Genomic DNA, 26,589 nt, shown 5'->3' on the forward strand with positions numbered 1-26,589 from the left:
GTAAGTAAACGGGCGACTTATATATCCAATGCGGCACATAAGCTGGTACCCGTAGGCAGAACGGGCTGATAATAATATTCGTATATCCGAATTAATAAATGGCGTGATGCTCATAGACATCATACTTTGAGAGATAAGGTAAAACCCTCGACTTCCCAGTCATTAGATGATGCTTTAACAGACAGTTAGCCTATTAACTGATAGTGAGTAGTAACCCTTGGCAATGGGAGGAAATACGATCCTGTATATCCGTTACTCAACCATCCATAACGTACTGTCGTATCTTGAGTACCGCTTGTCACTGTGTCATACCTGACGCTTAGAACTGATTGGCGGGTATTGAATAACAGTACATTTGACTGATTTTGAATATCTGACGCTCTGTATTCAAGCGCTTTATTTACTCTAATTAGAGTGACAATAAGAGAAGTTGTGCCACTTATAATCGTTTTAATCCAAACGAAAAGTGGTCGCGCTTGAGACAACAGATATTAGTAACGCATCATTTAAATACAAGAAATCTTACTAAATGCTTGTTAAATAAATAGTTTTTACGATAACTATACAGAACGTCGCCCTCAGTTATATTAGTTAATGATTGACAAAAAATCTAGTCTTTTCTATCGATTCATTCGCCATATTTTGTAAGAGTACATATTACTATTAGTTATAGGATAAATAAAAACCTCAAGCATAATTTGATATAAAGAGAGAGGGTTAAGTGCTTAGGAAAGCAATTCTTTAAGATCTACAGCGATTGGATAGATATTTCGATGCTAAAAAGAGACTATAAAATTCCATAAAAAACCCACCAACTGGTTATCTTGGTGGGTTATTAGAAGTTTTGATGACCATTTAGCTATAATGACCACTTAGTCATTGTAGCTATTACTGATTAATTACTTTTGTCTTCTATCAAATTTTTCATGCTATCACCATTGCTTTTAGGAGGAGTAGCACTTTTGCTAGTCGTGTTCGTATTATTGGAGCTTGGCGGTTTAGGCGTGGGTACGACTGGTGGCTTCTTAGCACTACCATTATCAGTCTCAGATGTCGCTGGTCTTCTATTGTCTTGATTTGCAGGCTTATTGCTACTATCGTCGTTTCTAGACGTTGTGACAGAGGAGGTTCGCTCTCCAACGCTGCGTTCTTCACTCACCGATAAAGTCTCAGAGGTGTCCGCCGACTGACGAATACTTTCTTCACTATAATTGGTTGTCGCTTCTTGGCTACTGCGATTGGTATTGCTGCTTGCTGCTTGATCATTGTCACTGTTGTCAGTTTCTTGCGTTTGTTGACGTACGGGCACTTCACGCTTGGTCGGTCTTAAATTCACAGAACGAGTACGTTTGGCGCCTAAGTCTTTGACAGGATCAGGACGTTCATAATTATCGATAATACCAACATAGCGATTGATTTCTTCGGGTAGCACACGCACATTGTTCGGTAACTTAAAATCTACAAGTTTTGCAGCCCCAACCGCTTCTTGTGGACTACTCATTATTCCGTAAGTCAGCATATAGCGGATTTGTTTCTCGTCATCGAGATAACGGAAGTAAGCAAATTTATCACGGTCATCTCGACCTTCCAAATAGCTGACAATCACCTCATTTTCAGCGACGTTCATGACCTGTACTGTCCACTTGCCCTTATTGGCTAGTAAATAACGTTTGTCTTTAAACTCATTGGGATAATTGCGCAAATCACGAACCGTCGTGTCAAAACTGATGGGTTGCACATCGGTATCCAGCTCGTGCAGCGACTCAATTTTCAAAGGCTGCTCAAGCTCCGTGCTCAACGTTTGCGGCGCTGATATCGGTGCATTTTCGATTTTGGCACCCATCGCTGGCGTCTGACTGAGCATCCAAATCAACGCTGTGACTACACCTAACAGCAAGGTCATTATCAGCCAAATAAAAGCTTGGCGGCGATATGATTGACTAGCGGTACGAGGCGTCGGTCTTGAGGCGGCCATGAGAGTGTCCTTGGTAAAAATATGTTTAACCGCATGAAATCAATGCGTATTTAACTAAAATTATGGCTAACCAGTATACTTTGAATACGGACATTCAGTGAGCATTTATAACAATTAAAATCTTGAGACGCTACGCGCTATGCTGTGACAAAACCTCAGCCAAAAGCTCAGTATCAAAGTCGTTGGTTAATACCGCTTTGCCGAGTGATTTTAACAAAATAAGGCGGATTTGTCCGTGTTTGACTTTTTTATCATGACCCATCAAATTCAAAGCCGTTTGAACATCGATAGGCGGTGGCGTAATGGGCAAGTTGGCCAAAGTCAAAATACGTTTAATACGAGTAACATCATCGGCGGTTAACCAACCAATTTTTTGTGACAGCTCGGCGGCTTGTACCATACCCGCAGCGACTGCCTCACCGTGTAGCCAATTACCATAGCCTTGATGCGTTTCAATCACATGACCAAAGGTATGACCAAAGTTTAATAGCGCACGCACGCCTGACTCTCTTTCGTCTTGCGCGACGACATCAGCTTTGTACTGGCAGCAGCGCTTTACCGCCTCGCCTAGTATGGCCAAATCAAGCGCCATCATGGCAGGCAAGTTTTCTTCAAGCCATGTCAAAAACACCTCATCCATAATCAAAGCATATTTGATGACTTCAGCGAGTCCGGCCGATAGCTCACGCGCAGGCAGTGTTTTGAGCGTACTCATATCCGCAAGTACCATTTGCGGCTGCCAAAAAGCACCAATCATATTTTTGCCTTGTGCATGATTGATGCCGGTTTTGCCGCCCACGCTTGAATCCACTTGCGACAGTAACGTCGTTGGAATTTGGATAAAATTTACCCCGCGCATAAAACTTGCCGCAGCAAAACCTGTCATGTCGCCGACTACGCCGCCACCCAATGCGATAAGCGTGACATCCCGATTGAAATGCTCTGCCATCAAGGCATCATAAATTTGGTTGATACTGGTCTGGTTTTTGTATTGCTCCCCATCTGGTAACACACAAACCTTGACCGTAAATTGCTCTGTCAGCTCTTCTTCTAAGGCTTTTAAATATAGAGGAGCAACGGTATCATTAGTGACAATTAATACTTGGCGACCGCTGATATAGGGGGCGATTTGCTTCGCCATACTGTTATTTTCTGTCACCGTCTTTTCAGTAATAATAATCGGATAATCATGACTGTGCGTGTGAACGGTTAAGCCATCCTGAAACAGTGACATTAGATACTCCCTAAATATTTTGATGAGATAAAAGCAACTGATTTCGAATAATACTGTCCGTTATTCTTTTTTAAGTTTTGGCTCTTCAAGGACACAAGGACTAAAGTTGCTAAGCTGCTGTAAAAGCTGGTTAACCATATGACGTGGGTAAGTATGACCGGTAGGCATAATGATGTGTGCAACCTCGCGATATAATGGATCGCGCGTGTTGTATAATTCTTGCAAGATTTTTTTGGGATTGGGCTGCTGTAATAAGGGGCGTGACTTGTCTTTGGCAGTACGTGCCATTTGTACATCAACAGGTGCATTCAGATAAACCACAATGCCGCGCTGCCTTAAAAGCGCTCGGTTTTCGGCACTCATAACCGCGCCGCCACCAGTCGCTAAGACAATTTGGTCGTTTTGGGTCAACTCATCAATAGCCCGCGTTTCCCGTTCACGAAAACCCGCCTCCCCCTCTTTAGCGAATATCCAAGCAATATCAGCGCCTGTTTGAGATTCAATGTACCAATCGCTGTCTACAAAGGTGCGTCCTAATTGCTTGGCAAGCAATTTGCCGATTGTCGTCTTCCCTGCTCCCATCGGCCCTACTAAAAACACCGACGGTAATTCCTCCACCATAGTACTTACTCAGCTAAATTAGATATGATACAACGTCATTGATATTCTGGCTAGTAACGAGCTGTGATTATTGTGCGCAGTGCTCAATATCAGCGCATAAAAAAGCAAGCATTGATGCTTGCTTTTTTTGAACTAAAGCCAATTAAGCGCTGATTAATCTAAACGGCTGATGCCATCATTGATCAGTTTTGGTGTCACAAATATCAACAGCTCTTCCTTATTGTTATTGCGCACATCTTTACGGAATGCGCGACCAATATACGGCAAATCACCTAGGAAAGGCACTTTATCCACATTATTATTGGTACGGTTTCTAAAGATTCCACCTAGCACAACAGTTTGTCCATCTTCAACAGTAACGTTGGTTGATATAGAGTCTTCATTGATAGCAACAATACCGTTAGTAAATACTGGCGTACCGTTAGTGATAAGCAATTGCAAACCAATCTTACCATCAGGCGTAATATTTGGCGTGGCTTCTAAACTCAATGCCGCTTCTCTAAAGCTGGTCGTGGTAGCACCGCTGGCTGAAGCTTCCTGATAAGGGATCTGCGTACCAGAAGAGACCTTTGCCGTTTGTTTGTCAGCCGTCAAAACTTTCGGGGTAGAAATTACCTCACCGCGGTTGTCGGCTTGCAATGCTGATAGCTCAAGATCAAGCATCACATCTGACATACTGAGTAAGCCAAAAGCAATACTACCCGCTGGATTGGCAATCCCTAAATCAACGTTTAGATTATCAGGACGGCTGATGTCGTATGACGGGTAAGAAACTGTTTGACCATTGACTGTCGTTGTTTCAATATCAAAGTCTTTGAGATCGGCCAAGGTCTGGTTACTGCCACCAACCAATAGGCTACGATTATTAGCAGCACCATTAGACAAAATACCCCAACGAACGCCAATCTCTTTACTAAAGCTGTCAGTGGCACTGACGATCCGCGCCTCAATCATGACCTGTCGGACAGGAATGTCAATCTTAGCAATCAACGTACGAATATTTTCGATACTATTGGCCACGTCTTTAACGATTAAAGTATTGGTACGCTCATCAACCGTGACCGTTCCGCGATTGGATAATAACGTATTATTGTCATCTGCACGATTTGTAATACCAGTAGGGCTGGTACTGGCACCGCCTGTCGCACCACTTCCTTGAGAGATCAGCGTCAATACATCTTGCGCTTTAGCATAACTTAAACGAATGTATTCAGTACGTAGGGGTGCAAAAGATTGAACGGCTTGCTGCGCTTCAAGCTCGCGCGCTTCTTGTTCAGCAAGTTCAGTCGCAGGCGCAACCAAGATCACATTACCGTTTTCGCGTTTGCCTAGGTTTTTACTTTTCAGAATAATATCAAGCGCTTGATCCCATGGCACATTGATCAGGCGCAAAGTGATATTGCCAGTCACTGAATCGTTCGCCACAATATTCATTTCTGTAAACTGAGCTAAGATGTCTAAAACGCTCCGGATTTCGACGTCTTGGAATTCCATAGACAAAGGCTCGCCGCTATACACCCTTTCTTCAAGTGTCGGCTCACGTAGCATAGCAGGCTTGTTAATGCTGATATTTAACTGGGTGCCTGATTGATATGCTTGATACTCATAATCATCAGTCATATTGATGGTGATCACGCCATTTTGACCTTGGTTCTTGGTATCAATGCTACTCACAAGACCACTGTTAATGTTCAAGCGGCGCAGTAAATTTCTAGGTACCGTACTGCCTGTTAAACGCACCACCAACTGGTTACCTTGACGTTGTACATCAACTGGAATGGCTTCATTGGCAAGCGCAATACTGACATTACCACCGCCCTCATTTCCAGCAGAAAAATTAACCGCACTCAGACCATCATAGCTGTATTGCTTGCTGACTTGTGCCGCCGCAAGTTGTGGATTCAATAATGGGTTAACTCTCACAACCATGGTATCGGCTGGTACTTCATTTTTTATCACTGTCGTGCTGGTTGTGCGGACAGCCGCAACGGGAACAGTGCTGGTTTCCACAATAGGCGTAACCACCGCAGTAGTTGTAATGGCATTATTGTCATTAAGCACGTCTTGAATCGGGTCATTGGTAATAACAGGACGATTGGGATCTGTAATCGTTAGCAACAAATCATTGCCATCAATCGCTGTTGAATAATTGCCTGATTGCTTGAGCCCTACAATAAGACGGGTGGTACTGTCGCTGCTTAAAGTGGTGACATCATTGACCATACCGATATTGTATTCGTTAAAGCGACTAGCCAGTCCATTTTGTACTTGTTCAAAATCTAAGACCAAACGGCTTGGATCATCGAGTTGGTAAGCTGCGGGCAATACAGGTGTACCTGCAAACCCCAAACGCATTTGCGTCACCGCTGGCGCAGTTTGTATCACAGAGACATTGTTAATACGCTGTGCAGCATGGGCACTATTACTTACTGCCACCATACTGACTGCCAATGCTGAAATGGCAAAAGCAGAAGACATGCGGTTGCTCATCATCATTACCTTGTTGTTGCGTACTGTCATTATTTATTCCTCAAAAAATCTGCCGACTTAACTTATAGGGGAAACCAGCGACTGGGGTTTTTCAACAAACCCGGCGCGGCTGTCTGGCACAATTTCAATCAAATTAATCTGGGTCGGCGTGATTTCAACAATACGGCCGTCATTTAATCCAAGATAATCACCTACTTTCACGCTGGCGACTGAACCATCAGGACGTTGTATTAACGCATACTGCTGACCTTCAGGCGAAATCACCACACCGCGAAAGACGAGCTGCGCCAATTCGTACTGCTCAAGAGGTTCTTTTACCCTTGTGATATCAGGGCGCACACCATCGATAGAGGTGGTAGGGCCTTCTACATTGACTAAGCTTGGTGGCAAAAATGGGCTACGCTGCGCACTGGCACTATAGACAAAATCTTCTACCAGCTCAGCTTTAGGCGGTGGCTCAATAGGCTGAGCTGGCTGATTGCGTATATCTGCCATTGCCTGCTCTGCCATGCCTATACGATCCGTACAACCTGTCACTGAGAAAACAGTAACGCTTAAAACTAGTAGCATGGGCAGTTTTTGAATGCTCATTAATTGCCTCCTGCAGTATCAGTAGGAGCGGCATCAGTGGCAGCAGCTCCATCAGTAGCAGCGGCTTCTTCACCTTCAGGAGCCGCTTCTTTTGAGCGGTACGTTTTGGTTTGTAGTACCAGAGTAAGCTCCGGCAAAACATCCAAAGACGGCTGAGGGTTACTAACCTCAAAATCATGCATCGTGATGATTCGAGGTAAAGCAGCAAGACCACTGATAAAGTTACCGAACTGATGATATTCGCCTAAAGCTGCAATGCGGATAGGCTGCTCAATAAAGAATTCGTTCTCGATTTCGGGTTCTACCGAGATGTCTTGAAAACGTATGTTGCTACCAACGCCTGTCATGTTTATACCCTCTACCAGTTCAGACACACGCGTGTCCTTTGGTAGCTGATCGAGTAAAGTATTGAACTCCGTTTCCATTTGAATCACTTGTGCCTGATAAGCTTTGAGGTGACGCGCGCGTGATTCTTTTTCACGGTAGCTATCACGTAAGGTCTGTTGCTGACTTTCAGCTGCCTTAATCTCATCAATCTTGCTGCTAATCGGGAATGCCCATGCCATGGCTGCTATAAAGACAATGACAAGCCCGATGACAGTAACTTTTACGGGAAGTGGCCAGCTACCATAGTTTTCAGAATCTAGCGATTCAAAACTGCGGCGAAACTCTTTTAAATCAAACTGTTTTCTCGGTTTTAAAGCCGTTTTTTTGGTTTTGATTAGGGTTTTTTTGCGGATAAGCTTCATAACTCGCCTCCAAGCCCAGTTTCGCCATCAACGGGCACGCCCGATTCTGACTGAACTCTCGTCGTTACCACAAATTGCACATAACTGTCTTCAGGATAAACAGGACGTGGTTGCGTTTGTTCACCATTCGTCGTAGCAGCAGCAGGGTCATTAAGCACAGGTGCCGCCTGATAAGCGGTGATATCTTGTTGAATATTACTAACTGCTGAATTGCCCATCCACTTGCTGTCATCAAGATTACGAATCAAGCTCGACACCACATTTGGATTGTCCGCTAAACCGGTCAAAGTGAGGACATCACCTTCGCGTTTTAAATTGGTCAGATAAAGTGCAGGCGGGGTAGCTTTAGCAAGATCATCCCACAAGCGCACAGGTACTGGACGGCGACCCTGCAAATCTTGAATAACTTGCATACGTGAGATAATGTCTTCACGGCGCTGCTCCAAACTGTCAATTTCAGTCAAAGCCGTATCCAAACGCGTATTCTCTTGTTCAATCAATGTGTTTGCATCAAGTTGTTCATCAAGCTCGTTGTTAAAATAGCTCCATGAGGCAAAGGCGGCCAATAGCGTCAGTAAAGTAATGGCAACCACCAACGTTATGAATTCTTTATTGCGACGTTCGCGCTCTTCTTGTCGCCAAGGTAGAAGGTTAATACGAGCCATTAGTCGAAGCTCCTTAACGCAAGACCGCAAGCGGCCATTAGACTTGGAGCATCAATCGCCAGTTGCTCATTGTCAATGTTTGGCGCAATGGTCATATTGGTAAACGGATTGGCGACGCTGACCGTCACACCCAGTCTTTGTTGTGCCATACCTGCAAGACCTGCAATAGAGCTACTGCCACCAGCAAGAACCACATGATCGATATTGCTGTATTGGCTTGAAGAGAAGTAAAATTGTAATGAACGGGTAATTTGTTGAATGGTGTTTTCAATAAAAGGCGTCAACACATCGATGTAGTAGTCATCAGGTAAGGTACGCTCTCGCTTACTAATGGCTGCTTCTTCAGCAGATAAGCCATAACGATTCTGTATGGCCTCTGTCAGTTGAACGCCACCAAATAGCTGTTCGCGGCTATATATAAACTCACCGTTTTTGGCGATATATAAAGTCGTTTGATTGTGACCGATGTCTACCAACGCGACCAACTCTGGAAGGCCTGGCAAACTATCGACCATCAATCCAAAAGCCCGCTCAATCGCATGCGACTCAATATCCATGACCTTAGTTTGTAGTCCACCAAAAGTTAGCGCATCAACTCGTTGGTCGACGTTCTCTGAACGAGAGGCTGCAAGCAGTACTTGCACCATATCATCGCTTACTAAAGAAGGGCCTAAAACCTCGAAGTCCAAATTGACGTCTTCCAACGGATAAGGAACGTATTGATCTGCATCCAAACGTATTTGAGCTTCGCGCTCAACATCGTTTAATGCAAGATCCATGTCAATAATTTTGGTAATGACCGCCGATCCCGACACTGCGGTTGCAGCGTTACTACCAGCTGCCTGACAACGCCTAGCGAGACTTGCGATAATATTACCAACGGCTTCAGTGTCTACTAAGAGTTTGTCAACGACTACCCCTTCTGGTAGTCTCTCAATACCATAAGATTTTAAGTGAAAGGTACCCTGCTGGCGCTGTATGTCAACCAACTTTACTGAAGTGGCACAGATATCCACGCCAATCAAATGTCGACTTTTTGAAGTAAATAGCCTCACAAACTCTATACCTTATATTAAGTGTACACTTTGATAGTTATTTGTAATAATTGAACACAATACTTTACTTAATAGAGAGATTCAAGCGTTTAAATAGGTTATTAAGGCCAACTTACACATTTAGTATGACCTGCTCATTTCGTTCAAGGTATAATACCTTATCTGTTACAAATTTTAATTAATAAGCCTTATTATGACCAAAAAAACTGCTACCGCTCGTCTCATTCATTTTTTGGTGGGGTTTTTTATTGCCTGCTTAGCGTTAGCAGTTATTTTAGTCCTCGCTGTACCTATTGGTTTCTATGGTATGGCAATGTATTTATCACCCACCCTACCTAGTACCCAAGAGATTAAGACTGCTAATTTTGAGATGCCATTACAGATTTATAGCAGCGATGACAAACTCATTGGTCAGTATGGCAATCGCTTATCGCTACCAGTTACTTTTCAGGAAATTCCTGAAGATTTAACCCATGCTTTTTTGGCAGCAGAAGATGCTTCTTTCTTTCAGCACAGCGGTATCAGTATTAAAGGGCTTGGACGAGCTGTTACTGAAGTCGTTACTGATGATGAGAGCCAAACAGGTGGCTCTACCATCACAATGCAGGTCGCCAAAAACTATTTTTTAAGTTCTGAGCGAACAATAAATCGCAAACTGATAGAATTGTTCTTAGCTCGCAAGATCGAAGATGAGCTTAGTAAAAACGATATTTTGACCTTGTATGTCAACAAAATTTACTTGGGTGAAGGTGCTTATGGGGTTCGCGCTGCCGCCAAAAAATATTATAGTAAATCATTAGAGAATCTGAGTATTGCTGAGATGGCAATGTTGGCAGGTCTGCCAAAAGCCCCTTCTAAATACAATCCTGTTGCCAATCCTAGCCGCGCACTGACTCGTCGCAACTGGATTATTGGACGCATGCACGAGTTAGGTTATATCAGTAAGGCGCAACGTGATGAAGCCATTAATTCGCCAGTAGGCATTAATCTTTATCAAGAAAAGCTTGACGTTAATATGCCGTATTTGGCAGAGATGACCCGTGGTGCGTTGGTTGAGCGCTATGGTGAGCAAGTAATGCAGAGTGGCTGGCGCGTGCGTCTTACCGTTGACAGTAAAGCGCAAACAGACGCAGAAGCAGCCGTACTAACAGGTTTGATTGCTTATGAGCATCGTCATGGTTGGCGCGGTGCAGAAGCAAATGGTGAACCTCTCGAAAAATTCAGTCGCTACAGCAATATGTCTCCTGCCAAAGTCACTAAGGTTAACTCTCAAAGTTTTGCAGCAACACTTCCCTCTGGCGAAAACGTCACTGTTAACTGGTCTGGCATGAAGTGGGCGCGCAAATACATTTCTGCTGATCGTATTGGCTATTTCCCTAGTAACGCCAGCCAGATTGTCAAGAAAGACGACATCGTTCGCTTGATACCTACTACCAATGGCAATTGGCAATTAGGACAAATCCCTAAAATACAAGGCAGTTTGGTTTCATTAAATCCAGAGACTGGTGCTGTTAATGCTTTGGTCGGTGGTTTTGATTTTAATCACAGTAAATTCAACCGTGCCTTACAAGGCTGGCGTCAACCAGGCTCAACGATCAAGCCACTTGTTTACACTGCTGCATTAGAAAAAGGCTATCGCCCAGATAGTATTGTTTCAGATCGTCCCATTCAAGTAGGCGACTGGAAGCCTAAAAACTCTGACGAACGTTTCTTAGGCGATATCACCTTACGCCGCGGTCTTTATTTGTCTCGCAACTTGGTTTCTATACGCCTACTACAAGCCATTGGCATCTCTGATGTGCGTAACTTATTAAATGAATTTGGTCTTGATAAAGAAAAGCTACCAACGACCTTATCATTAGCATTGGGTGCAGGCCAAGCCACCCCATTGCAGATGGCAACGGCTTACTCAACCTTTGCCAATGGCGGTCATCGGGTGCAACCTTATTTCATTGAACAAATTTACAATTATAAGAATGAGCTATTATTTCAAGCCAATCCACTGCAAGCTTGTGCCCTATGTTTTAACGAACAGCTCGAAGCCGTTAATAAGAAGCTAATAGAAGATCATAATCAATCAGTTGATGGCGAAGATGGAGAGACTACTAGCGAAACAACGGGTGAGGCACAAGACTCAGAGCTTAATGGCAGCACTACGCAAGATACCGAAGTCATGGATTTAGAGATTTACGATGCTGGTCCACAGTCAGATCGTCTAAAGGCACCTGCGGTACAGTATGTCATGGCGAAGCAAGCGCCAAGAATATTGAAACCTAGAGTGGCTTTTGAGATGGCAGACATATTACGCGATGTGGTTCAACGTGGTACGGCAGTACGAGCCAAAGCTTTAGGCCGTGATGATATTGGTGGAAAAACCGGTACAACAAACGAGGCGAAAGATGCTTGGTTTGCAGGATTTCATCCTACCAATGCAACGGTAGTCTGGATGGGTTTTGATCAGCCAACCACAATGGGTCGCCGTGAATATGGCGGTGTGGCTGCCCTACCGGTCTGGATGGACTTTATGAAAGCCCAGCTTAAAGACACTCCGCAACAATGGGTGTCTATCAATAACCGCTCTAAATCTAAAAAGCAAACGCAAAGAATTATTGAAATGACGGACGATGGCGTTATTACTGATGATGAAGATGCGGATACAAACATAGTTGAGAAACCAGTAAGAACTCAAACCCAGCAGCGCAGAATACCAGTAGCTGAGACTACTGAAGAACCACGTAATCCATTAGCAGCAAGACCCAGCAACAACCGTAGTAACGATAGTGTCCCGCAAAACCCGCTATCGGTGACGCCAGTTGAGAGTATGCCTCCAATGCCAGAATAGATCAAACCATTGGATTATATGACGTCTCAAACAAAACAGCCTATTTAGAGATAACTAAATAGGCTGTTTTTTCAACTAAAAATCTTAACTTAGAACTCAACCATACCCGCCCGCAATTGTTCAATCAACTCTAAAAACTGCTGACGCCATTCTCGTATGGTAGCTTCATCTGGCAACCATTGATTGGATAACGTCACAACATTAACAATAAGATCTGGCGACGGTACCGAACCGCTAGTCGGCTTTTCATCTATAACCGTATCTGATGGCACAGCATACAAACAGCGCTGATAAGCCCGCTCTATATTGGCAAGAAAACCCTGCTGTTGTAATTGTTGTAAACGCTGAATTTCAGGTGATACCTGTGTGCGCTCATTCAATGTCTGTTCAATATCTGACAAAGTAGGCGTCGTCATGTTCAAACCATAAAAATGGCCCAGCTCCTGTACGAAGGCTACATAGGCACCATATAGATGAAAAATTGCTGTCTCGCAATGCGCTTGATATAGCTGCTTGTCATTGACACTTCCTGCTGCTTGACAAGACAGACGACAAAAATACAGCTTTTGGTTGGTTCGATCTGCTTGATATTTGGCAACACGCGTTTTACCTGCCATTATTTACTTATCCTTATATTGGTAATACTCATTTAAACCATTCTAACTGGTCATGCTATAGATTAAGTGTACTATTAACTAAGGCAGTTATTATAGGAAATAATACGCTCAAAAAACTATCGTGAGAAGGTTTTAAAGTCGCTTATCATGACAAACATAATAAAGCCCCTCATCTTCTATCCCTATATCAATTTCTAATAATATTATCAGTTTGGTAATGCAATTTTTCCATAAGACGTAAAAAAGCCTGCAATTGATTGCAGGCTTTTTGTGTTACTCATACCAAATAAGCGTGACTAGGATTAATTGTCTTGATTAAGTTCTTGAGCAAATGCTTCATCAAAACTCGCAAAATCTTTACTATCTGTGCTTGCTGTCATATCAAAAGCTGCATTTAAGTCTTTATCTTGTAACTTCTGCTCTGCTTTTTCTTTACGTGCCTTATGATAAGCAAGACCAGTACCCGCAGGGATCAAGCGACCAACCACGACGTTCTCTTTCAGACCACGTAGCTCATCTACTTTACCAGTAACGGCAGCAGCAGTTAGTACGCGTGTTGTCTCCTGGAACGACGCCGCTGAGATAAAGCTTTCAGTTGCCAAGCTTGCTTTAGTGATACCTAACAATTGACGCTCATACTGTACTGGGAATTTATCTTCCGCTTCTAGCTTCGCATTCAACGCTTTGATATCAGCATACTCTACCTGATCACCTTTGAAGTGACTTGAATCGCCGCCATCGGTAACTTCAACTTTACGCAGCATCTGACGAATAATAACTTCGATGTGCTTATCGTTGATTTTTACACCCTGCAAGCGATATACGTCCTGTACTTCGTTCACGATATAATCAGCAAGTGCTGTCTGACCTTTCAGGCGTAGAATATCGTGCGGGTTTTGTGGACCATCAGCGATAACCTCACCACGGGCGACTGTCTCGTTTTCAAAGACGTTGATTTGACGCCATTTCGGGATCAGCTCTTCATGAACCTCACCATCTTCATTGGTAATAATGAAGCGGTTTTTACCTTTAGTCTCTTTACCAAAGCTTACCACACCTGTCATTTCTGCCATGATGGCGTGATCTTTTGGACGACGTGCTTCGAACAGGTCAGCAACACGTGGTAGACCACCGGTAATATCTTTGGTACCTGAAGACGCTTGTGGTACACGGCCCAAGATAGAACCTGCCGCTACTTTTTCGCCATCACTAACACGAATGATGGTTTCAGCTGGTAGGAAGTAAACCACTTCTTTACCTTCATCCGTATTCAAGATAATTGCAGGACGTAAGTCTTTGGCTGAACTTGAACGGTCACGAGTAGCTAGAATCTCAAATGAGCTCATACCAGTCGCATCATCAACCTTCACAGTCGCAGTCATACCATCAGTGATGTCACTGAAGCGTGCAGTACCAGCAAATTCTGTGATGATAGGATGCGTGTGCGGATCCCACTTAGCGATGGTTTGACCGCCTTCAACTTGCTCTTCGTCTTTTACAAGAACGCTTGAACCATACGGTACTTTATAGCGCTCACGCTCACGACCAAGCTCATCGGTCAATGCAATTTCAGCTGAACGCGATACAATAACTAAATGACCATCGGTATGTTGAACCGTTTTCATGTTTTCGAAATGCGCTTGACCTGCATTACGGACAGAAATACTATTGTCCACAGATGCTGAGCTTGCAGCCCCGCCCACGTGGAAAGTACGCATCGTCAACTGAGTACCAGGCTCACCGATAGATTGGGCTGCCATAACACCTACTGACTCACCAATGTTCACTTTATGACCACGAGCAAGGTCACGACCATAACACTGTGAACAAACGCCATGCTCAACATTACAGGTAATAACTGAACGTACCCAGATATCATCGATTGCATTGTTATCAAGCACATTTACCCAATGCTCATCAATCAATGTGCCAGCTGGAATCAAGATTTTTGATTCGTCATCGTTGTAAGTGACATCACGTGCCGTTACACGACCAAGTACCAATTCACCTAGCTTCTCAATGATTTCACCACCTTGGATATGTGGTTTCATGAGTAAGCCTTCCTCGGTACCACAATCATCACTAGTGATAACCAAATCTTGTGCTACATCGACCAAACGACGCGTCAGGTAACCTGAGTTAGCCGTTTTCAATGCCGTATCAGCCAGACCCTTACGAGCACCGTGAGTTGAGATAAAGTACTGTAGTACGGTCAGACCTTCACGGAAGTTGGCTTTAATCGGTGTTTCGATGATTGAACCATCTGGTTTTGCCATCAAACCACGCATACCAGCTAACTGACGAATCTGGGCTGCACTACCACGAGCACCAGAGTCTGACATGATAAAGATAGAGTTAAATGACTTCTGCTCGTCTTCTTCACCTTGTGCGTTGATTACTTTGTCTGTCGCCAAGTTATCCATCATCGCTTTTGCGACTTTGTCATTGGTACGTGACCAGATATCAACTACTTTGTTATAACGCTCACCAGCAGTCACAAAGCCTTGCTCGAATTGATCTTCAATCTCGCGTACTTCACCTTCAGCCACTTCAATGATTTGCTTTTTGCTTGGCGGGATGACCATGTCATCAATACCAATAGACACACCAGATAACGTCGCTTGAGCAAAACCAAGATACATCAATTGGTCAGCAAACATAACACTTTCTTTAACGCCAACTTTACGGTAGCAAGAGTTGATCAAACGAGAGATGTTTTTCTTCGTCATCTCTTGGTTACACTCATCAAACGACATACCTTTAGGCATGATGTTCCAGATAAGTAAACGACCAGCGACCGTCTCTTTCATGCTAACTTCTTTGGTCTGGTTACCATCTTCGTCAATATGCGTTTCTGTAACACGTACTTTGATCTTAGAGTTAACATGCAAGTCGTTTGAACCAATTGCACGCAATGCTTCATTAACGGTGGCAAAGATCATGCCCTCGCCTTTGGCATTGATTGATGAGCGGCTGATGTAATACAAGCCCAATACCACATCCTGTGATGGTACGATGATCGGATCACCGTTCGCAGGTGACAAGATGTTGTTGGTAGACATCATTAGTGCGCGTGACTCTAGTTGCGCTTCTAGTGTCAATGGCACGTGAACGGCCATCTGGTCACCATCAAAGTCAGCGTTAAACGCGGTACAAACGAGCGGATGCAACTGGATTGCTTTACCTTCGATCAATACTGGCTCAAATGCCTGCAAACCTAAACGGTGAAGCGTTGGCGCACGGTTAAGCAGTACTGGATGCTCACGGATAACCATGGCCAGCATGTCCCAAACTTGCGGCTCTTCACGCTCTACCATCTTTTTGGCAGCTTTAATCGTTGTTGCGAGGCCATGAGACAATAGCTTGTTGTACGTAAATGGCTTGAACAACTCAAGTGCCATTTTCTTAGGTAGACCACACTGATGTAGACGTAGCGTTGGACCTACAACGATGACCGAACGACCTGAGTAGTCAACACGCTTACCAAGTAAGTTTTGACGGAAACGACCTTGCTTACCTTTGATCATATCAGCCAAAGATTTCAATGGACGCTTATTACTGCCTGTAATTGCACGACCGCGGCGACCGTTATCTAACAAGGCATCAACTGATTCTTGCAACATACGCTTTTCGTTACGTACGATAATATCAGGTGCACTCAGTTCAAGCAGACGCTTTAGACGGTTGTTACGGTTAATAACACGGCGATACAAATCATTCAAATCTGACGTTGCAAAACGACCGCCTTCTAGTGGTACTAGAGGACGCAAATCTGGTGGTAGTACTGGTAAGATATTCATTACCATCCACTCAGGCTTATTATTAGAATCACGGAATGCTTCTAATAATTTAAGACGCTTAGACATCTTCTTAAGCTTAGTCTCAGAACCTGTTTGCGGAATCGCTTCACGCAGCTCATCAATTTCGATATCCATATCGATATCTTTTAATAAGTCTTGAACCGCTTCAGCACCCATCTTAGCAGTGAACTCGTCGCCGAATTCTTCTAGAGCTTTGTAGTAGTCTTCATCATCAAGCAATTGATACTTTTCTAAGCTGGTTAGACCTGGCTCAGTCACGATGTAGCTTTCGAAATACAATACGCGCTCAATATCACGTAGTGTCATGTCTAATAATAGACCAATGCGGCTTGGTAATGATTTTAGGAACCAAATGTGCGCAACTGGGCTTGCTAGGTCGATATGACCCATGCGATCACGGCGAACTTTAGCAGTCGTGACTTCAACGCCACATTTTTCACAGATAACGCCTTGGAACTTACGGCGTTTATACTTACCACACAAACACTCAAAGTCTTTTACTGGGCCAAAAATTTTGGCACAAAACAGACCGTCACGCTCAGGTTTAAATGTACGATAGTTAATGGTTTCAGGCTTTTTTACTTCACCATGCGACCATGACTTAATCACGTCAGGCGAGGCTAAAGTAATTTGAATGCTATCAAACTCTAGATTACCGTTGCCGGCAGGGCTTTGCATGATATCGAGTAAATCTTTCAAGTTGCTTCTCCGTTATCTTTATAATCATCTGACTGCGTCCTTTTGACGCAGATAAGATGAATGAAGGCAATGAATAGGGTTGAGACAAATTACTAAAAGCAGCAGCCATCGAGCGTACTGCCTTTAGTGGACAACTAACATAAACAATGGGATTAGTTGCTTTGTTTTAACTCAATATTAATACCCAGTGATTTGATTTCTTTGGTCAGTACGTTAAACGATTCAGGCATACCTGGATCCATGTACTGCTCACCATCAACGATGTTTTTATACATACGTGTACGGCCTTCAACGTCATCCGATTTCACAGTTAGCATCTCTTGCAACGTATAAGTCGCGCCATATGCTTCTAATGCCCACACTTCCATCTCACCGAAGCGCTGACCACCGAACTGAGCTTTACCACCTAGTGGCTGCTGAGTAACAAGTGAGTATGAACCCGTTGAACGCGCATGCATTTTGTCATCAACCAAATGGTTAAGTTTGAGCATGTACATGTAACCAACCGTCACCTTGCGGTCAAATTTCTGACCAGTACGACCATCATACAACGTTTGCTGACCATCACGATCCATACCAGCAAGCTCTAACAGATCTTTAACTTGGCTCTCTCTTGCACCGTCAAATACTGCTGTGCCCATCGGTACACCACCACGTAAGTTATCTGCTAGCGCCATGATGTCATCATCACTCAAGCTATCAAGATCAACTTGCTCACCGCCTACTTGGTTATAGATTTTGTCTAAGAATTCACGTAGCTCTTTGATCGCTGCTTGTGATTTGAGCATACCATCAATTTTTTCGCCCAAGCCTTTAGCGGCCATTCCTAAATGCGTCTCTAGAACCTGACCGATGTTCATACGAGAAGGTACACCAAGTGGATTCAAGACGATATCAACAGTGTTACCGTGCTCATCATAAGGCATGTCTTCAACTGGCATGATGCGTGATACAACACCTTTGTTACCATGACGACCTGCCATCTTATCACCAGGCTGGATACGGCGCTTAACCGCTAGATATACTTTAACAATTTTTTGTACGCCATGTTGTAAGTCGTCACCTGCCGTTAACTTGCGTTTTTTCTCAGCAAACTTCACATCGATGTCTTTTTGCTTATCGACTAGGTACTCGGCGATTTGCGTTAGACGCTCAGAGATCTCTTCTTCCACCGGCTGGATATCAAGCAAAGTCTCAAGGCTCATATCTTTCATATCAGCCAATGCCATGACCGTACCGGCTTTTAAACCAGAACCACCACTGACTTTTTGACCATCTAACAATGTACCGATACGGCCACGTGCCGCTTCTTCAAAGATACGTAGCTCTTCCTTTAAATCTTTACGGTAACTATCAAGCTGCGATTTTTCAATCGCTCTTGCACGTGCGTCTTTTTCGACACCATCGCGCGTGAAGACTTGCACGTCAATAACCGTACCTTTACTAGAAGTAGGCACACGTAGCGACGTGTCTTTTACGTCAGCCGCTTTTTCACCAAAAATTGCCCGCAGCAGTTTTTCTTCTGGCGTCAATTGTGTCTCGCCTTTTGGCGTGACTTTACCAACCAAGATGTCGCCTGCGTCTACTTCAGCGCCGATATAAACAATACCTGCTTCATCAAGGCTTGATAGTGCTGCTTCACCAACGTTTGGAATATCAGCCGTGATCTCTTCTGTACCTAGTTTGGTATCACGAGCCACACACGTCAATTCTTGAATGTGAATGGTCGTGAAACGATCTTCTTTAACCACTTTTTCAGACAATAGAATCGAATCTTCAAAGTTGTAACCATTCCATGGCATAAATGCGATGCGAATGTTCTGACCTAATGCTAGCTCACCAAGATCTGTTGATGGACCGTCGGCTAAGATATCACCCAAAGCAATTTCATCGCCTTGGTTAACAATGATACGTTGGTTAATACACGTGTTTTGATTCGAACGTGTGTATTTGATCAAGTTATAGATATCGATACCCGCTTCACCAGCAGTCATCTCATCTTCATTGACACGTACCACGATACGCGATGCGTCAACATCTTCAATCACACCGCCACGCTTAGCGATCACACAAACACCAGAATCACGAGCAACGTGACGCTCCATACCTGTACCTACTAACGGCTTATCAGCACGTAGCGTAGGAACTGCCTGACGCTGCATGTTCGAACCCATCAAGGCACGGTTAGCATCATCATGCTCTAGGAACGGAATCAAACCTGCTGCAACCGATACTACCTGACTTGGCGATACATCCATATGCGTCACTTTGTCAGCTGGCATACGAACGAATTCACCGTAGCTACGCACACTAACCATCTCGTCGCTCAATGCGCCGTCTTTGGTCATTGGCGAGTCAGCTTGTGCAATTACCGTACCTACTTCTTCAATCGCTGACAGATACTCAATCTCGTCGGTCACTTTACCATTAACCACACGGCGATAAGGTGTTTCTAAGAAACCAAAGCTGTTGGTCTTAGCAAACGTAGCCAATGAGTTAATCAAACCAATGTTTGGACCTTCAGGTGTTTCAATCGGACATACACGGCCATAATGCGTATCATGTACGTCACGTACTTCAAAGCCTGCACGTTCACGAGTCAAACCGCCTGGTCCTAATGCCGATACACGGCGTTTATGGGTCACTTCAGACAACGGATTGTTCTGATCCATAAACTGTGATAACTGGCTTGAACCAAAGAATTCTTTAACCGCTGCCGCTACAGGCTTAGAGTTAATCAAGTCTTGTGGTGACAAGTTGTCTGATTCTGCTGAGCTTAAACGCTCTTTGACCGCACGTTCAACACGTACTAGACCAACACGGAATTGGTTCTCTGCCATCTCACCGACTGAACGAATACGGCGGTTACCTAAATGGTCGATGTCATCAACTTCACCGCGACCATTACGAATCTCAATCAGCTCTTTTAACACATTGACGATATCGTCATTCGTTAAAACACTGCGTTCACGTTGAATATCAGGATCATCAGTGTTATCAAATTCTAACCCAAGGCGACGGTTAAATTTCATACGACCGACGTTTGATAAGTCATAACGATCTGCATTAAAGAACATGCTTTCAAATAACTTTTCAGCAGTCTCGACCGTTGGTGGCTCACCTGGACGCATAACTTTATAAATTTCAATCAATGCTTCTTCACGAGTTGACGTGCTATCAGCGCGAATCGTATCGGCAATATAACTGCCCTGATCGATATCGTTAGTGAATAGAATGCTGAATTCTTTAATAGCACCACTGGCTTCAAATGAGTTCAATTTGACCAATAATTCATGGTCAATTAACGTATTGGCTTTTGCAATGACTTCATCATTAACGACAATATCTTCTGCCAAAATGCGCTCATATAGATATTCATCAGGTACAGCAATCTTAGTCATACCTGCTTCTTCAAGCTGACGGATACGGCGTGCGTTGATACGCTTGCCCTGCTCTACGATAACGTCACCTTCAGGTGATACGATATCAAACTGAGCCATTTCACCGCGCAGACGATCAGCGACTAAATCAATTTCGAACTGCTCTTCACCTTTATAAACAGCCACTTTATCAAAGAATAAATCTAAGATTTCAGAAGTTGTCAGGCCTAATGCACGTAGAATGATTGAAGCCAATAGTTTACGGCGACGGTCAATACGCGCAAAAACCAAATCTTTAGCATCGAATTCAAAATCTAACCAAGAACCACGGTAAGGAATGATACGTGCGTTATAAAGCACTTTACCACTTGAATGTGACTTACCTTTGTCATGGTCAAAGAATACACCTGGCGAACGATGCAACTGTGATACGATTACACGTTCAGTACCATTGATAATAAAGGTACCGTTAGCAGTCATTAATGGCATCTCGCCCATGTAGACACTTTGCTCACGGATATCTTTAATCGCCGCTTTGCTGTCTTTATCCTTGCTGTCTTTGTCTTTGATGATTAGACGGATTTTGACACGCATAGGCGCAGCAAACGTCGAACCACGCAAGATACACTCACGCTCATCAAATTCTGGTGTACCCAAATAGTACTCAACAAATTGCAACTCGGCATTACCAGAGTGACTCTCAATTGGGAAAATAGAGGAATACGCAGCTTGCAAACCAGTATTCTCACGAGCTTTTGGCTTTTTATGCTCTTGCAAAAATTGCTCGTAAGAATCTACTTGAATAGATAGCAAGTAGGGAATGTCCATCACAGTGGGCAATTCAGCAAAACTTTTGCGAATACGCTTTTTTTCAGTATAAGAATATGCCATCGAGAGTCCTTACAGTAAACGTGGAAACAAATTAAAAGCGCGGCCAGCTTGCATAAATACGGTGCAAGCTGACGACGTAAACGATAATATAAAACAGGTATTCGTATTTAGCTCATATCTTTCATTAATTACTACTTTACTAACCAAATGTGTATGTACTACAACTTGCTCATTGTTATAATCGGTGTATAAGTCAGTCTATATGACTACTCATATCGAAGAATTCAATCTAATATAGATTATTGCCGTAATGGCATATTTACCAATGTACTGACGAAAATATCGTCTCAACTGGAATTTTTCTAAACCATCTGTCGCTAGAACAATCTGCATTGTCAGTAGACAAGGCGCTACTAACACGATACCGTCGCTGACAGACACTGTCTTTGATTCTGGATATTGACAGCGAACTTGCCTAATAGATACTCCACTATCAGTGGCTTTTCAGAATTAATAATAACTGGGATAACTATAACTTCTAGAATCAGTATAAACTATAGTGTTAATGGAGAAGCATGCAGACACAAAAAAATGCCAAACATCTACAGACGTTTAGCCTACTTAACTGGTTTTAAAAACTGGCATGTGTGCTTGCATGTATATCGTCTGTCCTTTTGATGGGTATCCACCGTGTTGTTGCATACGTATGTTGGCAGACACAAAAGGTCAAGCTACGAATTATAGTAAAAAAAAGCTGGCAATGCAAGGCATTACCAGCTTTTTTTCGTACAGCGTTGAACTTATTTTAGTTCAACAGTTGCACCAGCTTCTTCAAGCTTCTTCTTCAACTCTTCAGCTTCAGCTTTAGATGCGCCTTCTTTGATTGGAGCTGGAGCGCTTTCAACCAAATCTTTCGCTTCTTTTAGGCCAAGACCAGTAGCTTCACGTACGGCTTTAATTACGCCAACTTTCTTCTCGCCAAAGCTGGCAAGAACTACGTCAAACTCGTCTTTTTCTTCAGCAGCAGCAGCAGGACCAGCAGCAGCAGGTGCAGCAGCAGCAACAGCAGCTGTTACGCCGAATTTTTCTTCCATGTCGCTGATTAACTCAACGATATCCATTACTGACATTTCAGCGATTGCGTTTAACACATCATCTTTAGATAGTGCCATGAGAACTCTCCGTTATCTGATAAAAATTAATTGATTTTAATATCGCTATGGTTGCTTGCCAAAATTTAAAATAGGATCGACAATATAATACAACCAACGATGTCAAAGTTACGTTAAAACAAGCAATTAAGCAGCTTCTTTTGCGTCTTTGATTGCTGCTACGGTGCGAACAAACTTGCCAGGAACTGCGTTCATAGTTTGGACAAGCTTGGTCACTGGTGCATTCATGGTAGCCATTAGGATAGATAGCGCTTCGTCGCGTGTTGGCAACTTAGATACGCGTTCTAACGCTTCTGGACCAAATACTTCACCACCAACTGATACCAATTTGGTCTCAAGAGCACTGTTATCTTTGCTGAAGTCAAAAACGACTCTAGCAGCAGAACCCAGGTCTTCCATAGAGAAAGCCAAAAGTAATGGACCAGTCAGACTGTCTGACATGCACTCAAAGCTAGTACCTTCAAAAGCGCGTTTTGCTAGTGTATTTTTTACCACTTTTAAAACAACACCTTTATCACGAGCTTGTTCACGAAGCTGAGTCAGCTTTGCTACACCAATTCCGTGATACTCGGCAGCTACCGCTGAGTACGCCTTAGCAGCAACTTCAGACACTTCAGCCACAACTTGTTGTTTTTGCTCTAGCGTTAATGCCATAAGTTAACTCCTTAATCTTATCAATCAAACTTATAATAAAAGCGTAAAAAACCGAAATTCTTACTCGCTTCAAATCTAAGTTTAAACTGACTTGATACGACACATTACCAATTGATGCAATTTATTCAAAAATATCTATTGGTAACGACTGATTACGGCACCGTTATCAGAATGACGTTGAGTAATAGATTGATAGATTGATAGTCATACCACTCTATTCGCTCTTGTCTTAAACTGTGTGGGCCACCGTCTGCGTAGGACAACTAAGACTTTCATCTGTCGTCGATTAACAAAACTGGCTTATCAATATAAGCAATCATTTAAAAATCATTACTTATAACTGTAAACCACTCTCTACCTACGGTCTTAGACAGCGTAGCAGATGCTACGCTGACCTAATTTTTAGAAACGATTCATACTCATGATTCAAAATATTTGAATCAGTAGAGTACTTAATTATTTAGCAACGCGATATGGTACAGGATCAATCGTGATACCTGGGCCCATGGTGCTAGACAAGGTAATTTTCTTAATAAAAGTACCTTTAGAAGTAGCAGGCTTAGCGCGTTTTAGATCTGTTATCAAGGCTTGAGCATTTTGAATGACTTGCTCAGCAGTAAAACCAACCTGACCAATAGTGGTATGGATGATACCTGCTTTATCTACACGATACTGTGCTTGACCAGCTTTAGCGTTAGTTACCGCTTCAGCAACGTTTGGCGTTACTGTGCCGACTTTTGGGTTAGGCATAAGACCACGTGGGCCTAAGATAGTACCTAACTGACCAACAACACGCATAGCATCAGGAGCAGCGATCACAACATCAAAATCCATGTTGCCAGCTTTGATTTGTTCTGCTAAATCTTCGAAACCAACAATATCTGCACCAGCTTCTTTAGCGGCTTCAGCAGCAGCGCCTTGAGCAAATACAGCAACGCGTTTAGTTTTACCAGTACCAGCAGGTAAATTAGTAGCGCCACGAACCACTTGATCAGATTTACGTGGGTCAACACCCAAGTTTACTGCGATATCAATAGATTCTTTGAATTTTAAAGCGGGCAAATCATTTAAGATTTGAACCGCTTCTTCAATAGTGTATTGTTTTTCATGATCAATACGGCTTTGAATTTCTTTCTGACGTTTGGTTAGCTTAGACATTATACACCCTCCACGGTAATACCCATTGAACGAGCGGTACCAGCGATGGTACGAACAGCAGCGTCAAGGTCAGCAGCAGTTAAATCTGCATCTTTGGTCTTAACGATTTCTTCTAATTGCGCACGATCAACTTTACCGACTTTAGCGGTATTTGGTGTACCTGAACCTTTAGCAATACCCGCAGCCTTGCGTAATAAGTACGCAGCTGGTGGAGACTTCATGATGAAAGTAAAAGATTTATCGCTATATACAGTGATCTCAGTTGGAATCGGTAGACCCGGCTCTTGACTTGAGGTTGCTGCGTTAAATTCTTTACAGAACGCCATGATGTTCACGCCTTTTTGACCCAATGCTGGACCAATCGGTGGTGAAGGATTTGCTTTACCTGCAGGCACTTGCAGTTTGATGTAACCATCAATCTTCTTAGCCATGATCTTCTCCTAAATGGGTAATAGCGCTAAATCAATATAAATACAAAATTGATTAACAGCTCCCCGGTTTATTTATGTTTAGTCTAGCTTCTCAACTTTACTAAACTCAAGCTCGACCTGAGTTGGTCGATTAAATACGTTGACAGTTAAATGCAGTTTAGACTTTTCATAATCCACTTTTTCAACCAACCCTTTAAAGTCAGTAAATGGACCATCAATAACCAACAACTCTTCGCCCGGCTCAAATAGCGTCTTAGGACGTGGGTCAGTTTCAGTCTGATTAAGACGATTCAAAATACGGTCAGCTTCTACTTGGGTAATAGGCGCTGGCGTTTCAGGTGTACCACCAATGAAACCCATGATACGAGGGCAATCTTTGACAATGTGCCAAGTATTATCGTTCATCTCCATTTGGATCAGTACATATCCTGGAAAGAACTTACGCTCACTCTTACGCTTTTTGCCGTCTTTCATTTCAACGACTTCTTCAGTAGGAACTAATACATCACCGAATGAATCAGCAAAGTCACTACGATTAATACGATCAGTTAATGAACGTTGTACTTGCTTTTCATATCCTGAAAACGCTTGGACAATATACCAACGCATATCACGCTCCTGATCATTATAAATAAGTTGTGATAATTCAAAATTTGAGTTAAAAATTTAAATTGAAGTAGACCGTAATACACGATATAGAGCTTCACCTTAAAATATTTAACCAATAAATATACCAACGAACCAATTAAAAAAGTTATCCAGTATCCAAACGAAAAACCCTACAATGGCAATCATGACAATAACTTGCCACGTGTATTGGAAGGTTTCGTCTTTACTAGGCCATGTCACTCGGCGAAGCTCAACGCCCGCATCTTTCAATAATATTTTAAAAGCGCGACCTTGATGCGTCAGTGCCAAGCATACTAGGGCAAATACAATAAGGGCGACGATAATTCCAATACGTATCCAGACATCATTAGCAGGCTGCCAATAACCGGGCAAATACTGGTTAACTAAAGTCGCACCTATCAAAACTGCTGCGGCAAGTAGCCACAAAATCAGATCTTTTATTGAGCCAGTCTTAGCAACCTCAACGGCAGAAGTATTAACCGCTGAAACATGCTTGTCTTTAGACAGCATTCCACCATCAACCGCCTTGGCATCAGATAACTTAGTCTCGAGGTTATCTTGATTATTGCTCATAAAGAACTCACTTCGGAGATGGTGGGGTACAACAAAGATATGATAAGAAGATGGCAGGCGATGTAGGACTCGAACCTACAACCCTCGGTTTTGGAGACCGATGCTCTACCAATTGAGCCAATCGCCTATGGGTGTAAAGGACAGCATTATACAATATTTACCGTAAAATGCAAGCCTTCAAAGATAATTTTTTATCTCGCTTTTCTCTTATTCTAGATAAACGTTTTATTAATCGACATGCTAAGAATGATTAATAATATCATTATGTGACAAGAGGGAGCGCTAATATAGCAAGCTCTACAGCGAATTACAATAGAATGAAAGACAAATTTATTGTCGTTGTCCGTATAAACTTATACATAAAAGAAGTAATTTCAGACGTATTTAGTATACGTTTACCC

18 protein-coding genes and 1 tRNA gene are annotated in these 26,589 nt (G+C 43.1%); 1 reads left to right on the forward strand and 18 read right to left on the reverse strand.

Annotated features, from left to right (window positions below; translation table 11 throughout):
* Window positions 1-895 precede the first annotated feature (895 nt).
* The 8 genes from ACT3TH_RS04645 to ACT3TH_RS04680 form a co-directional block, all read right to left on the reverse strand.
* Window positions 896-1,975 carry a hypothetical protein gene (locus tag ACT3TH_RS04645; protein WP_444754683.1) on the reverse strand — a complete coding sequence of 360 codons (1,080 nt, stop codon included), beginning with the start codon at window positions 1,973-1,975 and terminating at the stop codon, window positions 896-898.
* A 130-nt stretch (window positions 1,976-2,105) separates the two neighbouring features.
* Window positions 2,106-3,209, reverse strand: coding sequence for a 3-dehydroquinate synthase (gene aroB, locus ACT3TH_RS04650; RefSeq protein ID WP_444754684.1), 1,104 nt, complete (start codon window positions 3,207-3,209; stop codon window positions 2,106-2,108).
* Window positions 3,210-3,269: 60 nt separating this feature from the next.
* A complete protein-coding gene (aroK, locus tag ACT3TH_RS04655) occupies window positions 3,270-3,830 on the reverse strand; it encodes a shikimate kinase AroK (protein ID WP_444754685.1) in 561 nt (186 codons plus the stop codon).
* A gap of 153 nt (window positions 3,831-3,983) precedes the next feature.
* Window positions 3,984-6,350, reverse strand: a complete 2,367-nt coding sequence (gene pilQ, locus ACT3TH_RS04660) for a type IV pilus secretin PilQ (RefSeq protein ID WP_444754686.1) — start codon at window positions 6,348-6,350, stop codon at window positions 3,984-3,986.
* Between the two features lie 27 nt (window positions 6,351-6,377).
* Complete coding sequence (locus ACT3TH_RS04665) at window positions 6,378-6,911, reverse strand: pilus assembly protein PilP (protein WP_444754687.1); 534 nt, start codon at window positions 6,909-6,911, stop codon at window positions 6,378-6,380.
* Entirely contained in the window at window positions 6,911-7,660 is a 750-nt protein-coding gene (locus ACT3TH_RS04670) for a type 4a pilus biogenesis protein PilO (protein WP_444754688.1), read from the reverse strand. Before ACT3TH_RS04670 ends, ACT3TH_RS04665 begins: the two co-directional genes overlap by 1 nt.
* Window positions 7,657-8,325 (reverse strand): PilN domain-containing protein, encoded by a 669-nt coding sequence (locus tag ACT3TH_RS04675; protein ID WP_444754689.1) that lies wholly within the window; start codon window positions 8,323-8,325, stop codon window positions 7,657-7,659. Before ACT3TH_RS04675 ends, ACT3TH_RS04670 begins: the two co-directional genes overlap by 4 nt.
* Complete coding sequence (locus ACT3TH_RS04680) at window positions 8,325-9,380, reverse strand: pilus assembly protein PilM (RefSeq protein WP_444754690.1); 1,056 nt, start codon at window positions 9,378-9,380, stop codon at window positions 8,325-8,327. Before ACT3TH_RS04680 ends, ACT3TH_RS04675 begins: the two co-directional genes overlap by 1 nt.
* Window positions 9,381-9,573: 193 nt before the next feature.
* Here ACT3TH_RS04680 and ACT3TH_RS04685 point away from each other — a divergent pair, with 193 nt between their 5' ends.
* Window positions 9,574-12,222: a penicillin-binding protein 1A gene (locus ACT3TH_RS04685; RefSeq protein ID WP_444754691.1), complete on the forward strand. Its 2,649-nt coding sequence runs from the start codon at window positions 9,574-9,576 to the stop codon at window positions 12,220-12,222.
* An 89-nt stretch (window positions 12,223-12,311) separates the two neighbouring features.
* On the opposite strand, the gene ACT3TH_RS04690 is transcribed toward ACT3TH_RS04685, so the two are convergent.
* From ACT3TH_RS04690 to ACT3TH_RS04735, 10 genes are all read right to left on the reverse strand, one after another.
* Entirely contained in the window at window positions 12,312-12,839 is a 528-nt protein-coding gene (locus ACT3TH_RS04690; RefSeq protein ID WP_444754692.1) for a DUF6586 family protein, read from the reverse strand.
* A 302-nt stretch (window positions 12,840-13,141) separates the two neighbouring features.
* Window positions 13,142-17,359: a DNA-directed RNA polymerase subunit beta' gene (rpoC, locus tag ACT3TH_RS04695; RefSeq protein WP_444754693.1), complete on the reverse strand. Its 4,218-nt coding sequence runs from the start codon at window positions 17,357-17,359 to the stop codon at window positions 13,142-13,144.
* Between the two features lie 152 nt (window positions 17,360-17,511).
* On the reverse strand, window positions 17,512-21,630 hold the full coding sequence (rpoB, locus tag ACT3TH_RS04700) for a DNA-directed RNA polymerase subunit beta (RefSeq protein ID WP_444754694.1): 4,119 nt from the start codon (window positions 21,628-21,630) through the stop codon (window positions 17,512-17,514).
* Window positions 21,631-22,370: 740 nt separating this feature from the next.
* Window positions 22,371-22,742 (reverse strand): 50S ribosomal protein L7/L12, encoded by a 372-nt coding sequence (gene rplL / locus ACT3TH_RS04705; RefSeq protein ID WP_346716539.1) that lies wholly within the window; start codon window positions 22,740-22,742, stop codon window positions 22,371-22,373.
* 126 nt (window positions 22,743-22,868) lie between these two features.
* Window positions 22,869-23,396 (reverse strand): 50S ribosomal protein L10, encoded by a 528-nt coding sequence (gene rplJ / locus ACT3TH_RS04710; RefSeq protein ID WP_444754695.1) that lies wholly within the window; start codon window positions 23,394-23,396, stop codon window positions 22,869-22,871.
* A 456-nt stretch (window positions 23,397-23,852) separates the two neighbouring features.
* Window positions 23,853-24,554 carry a 50S ribosomal protein L1 gene (rplA, locus tag ACT3TH_RS04715; RefSeq protein WP_444754696.1) on the reverse strand — a complete coding sequence of 234 codons (702 nt, stop codon included), beginning with the start codon at window positions 24,552-24,554 and terminating at the stop codon, window positions 23,853-23,855.
* Entirely contained in the window at window positions 24,554-24,985 is a 432-nt protein-coding gene (rplK, locus tag ACT3TH_RS04720; protein ID WP_444523249.1) for a 50S ribosomal protein L11, read from the reverse strand. The genes rplA and rplK overlap by 1 nt, the downstream gene beginning before the upstream one ends.
* Before the next feature lie 78 nt (window positions 24,986-25,063).
* Window positions 25,064-25,594: a transcription termination/antitermination protein NusG gene (gene nusG, locus ACT3TH_RS04725; protein ID WP_183621394.1), complete on the reverse strand. Its 531-nt coding sequence runs from the start codon at window positions 25,592-25,594 to the stop codon at window positions 25,064-25,066.
* Between the two features lie 108 nt (window positions 25,595-25,702).
* The gene (secE, locus tag ACT3TH_RS04730) at window positions 25,703-26,188 is read right to left on the reverse strand and encodes a preprotein translocase subunit SecE (protein ID WP_444754697.1); all 486 of its coding nucleotides are present in this window, start codon (window positions 26,186-26,188) and stop codon (window positions 25,703-25,705) included.
* 51 nt (window positions 26,189-26,239) lie between these two features.
* Window positions 26,240-26,315 (reverse strand) — tRNA-Trp (locus ACT3TH_RS04735).
* Between the last annotated feature and the right edge of the window lie 274 nt (window positions 26,316-26,589).

Origin of the sequence: Psychrobacter sp. AOP22-C1-C5, assembly GCF_052378885.1 — a bacterium.
In the GTDB taxonomy this organism is placed as follows: Bacteria; Pseudomonadota; Gammaproteobacteria; order Pseudomonadales; family Moraxellaceae; genus Psychrobacter.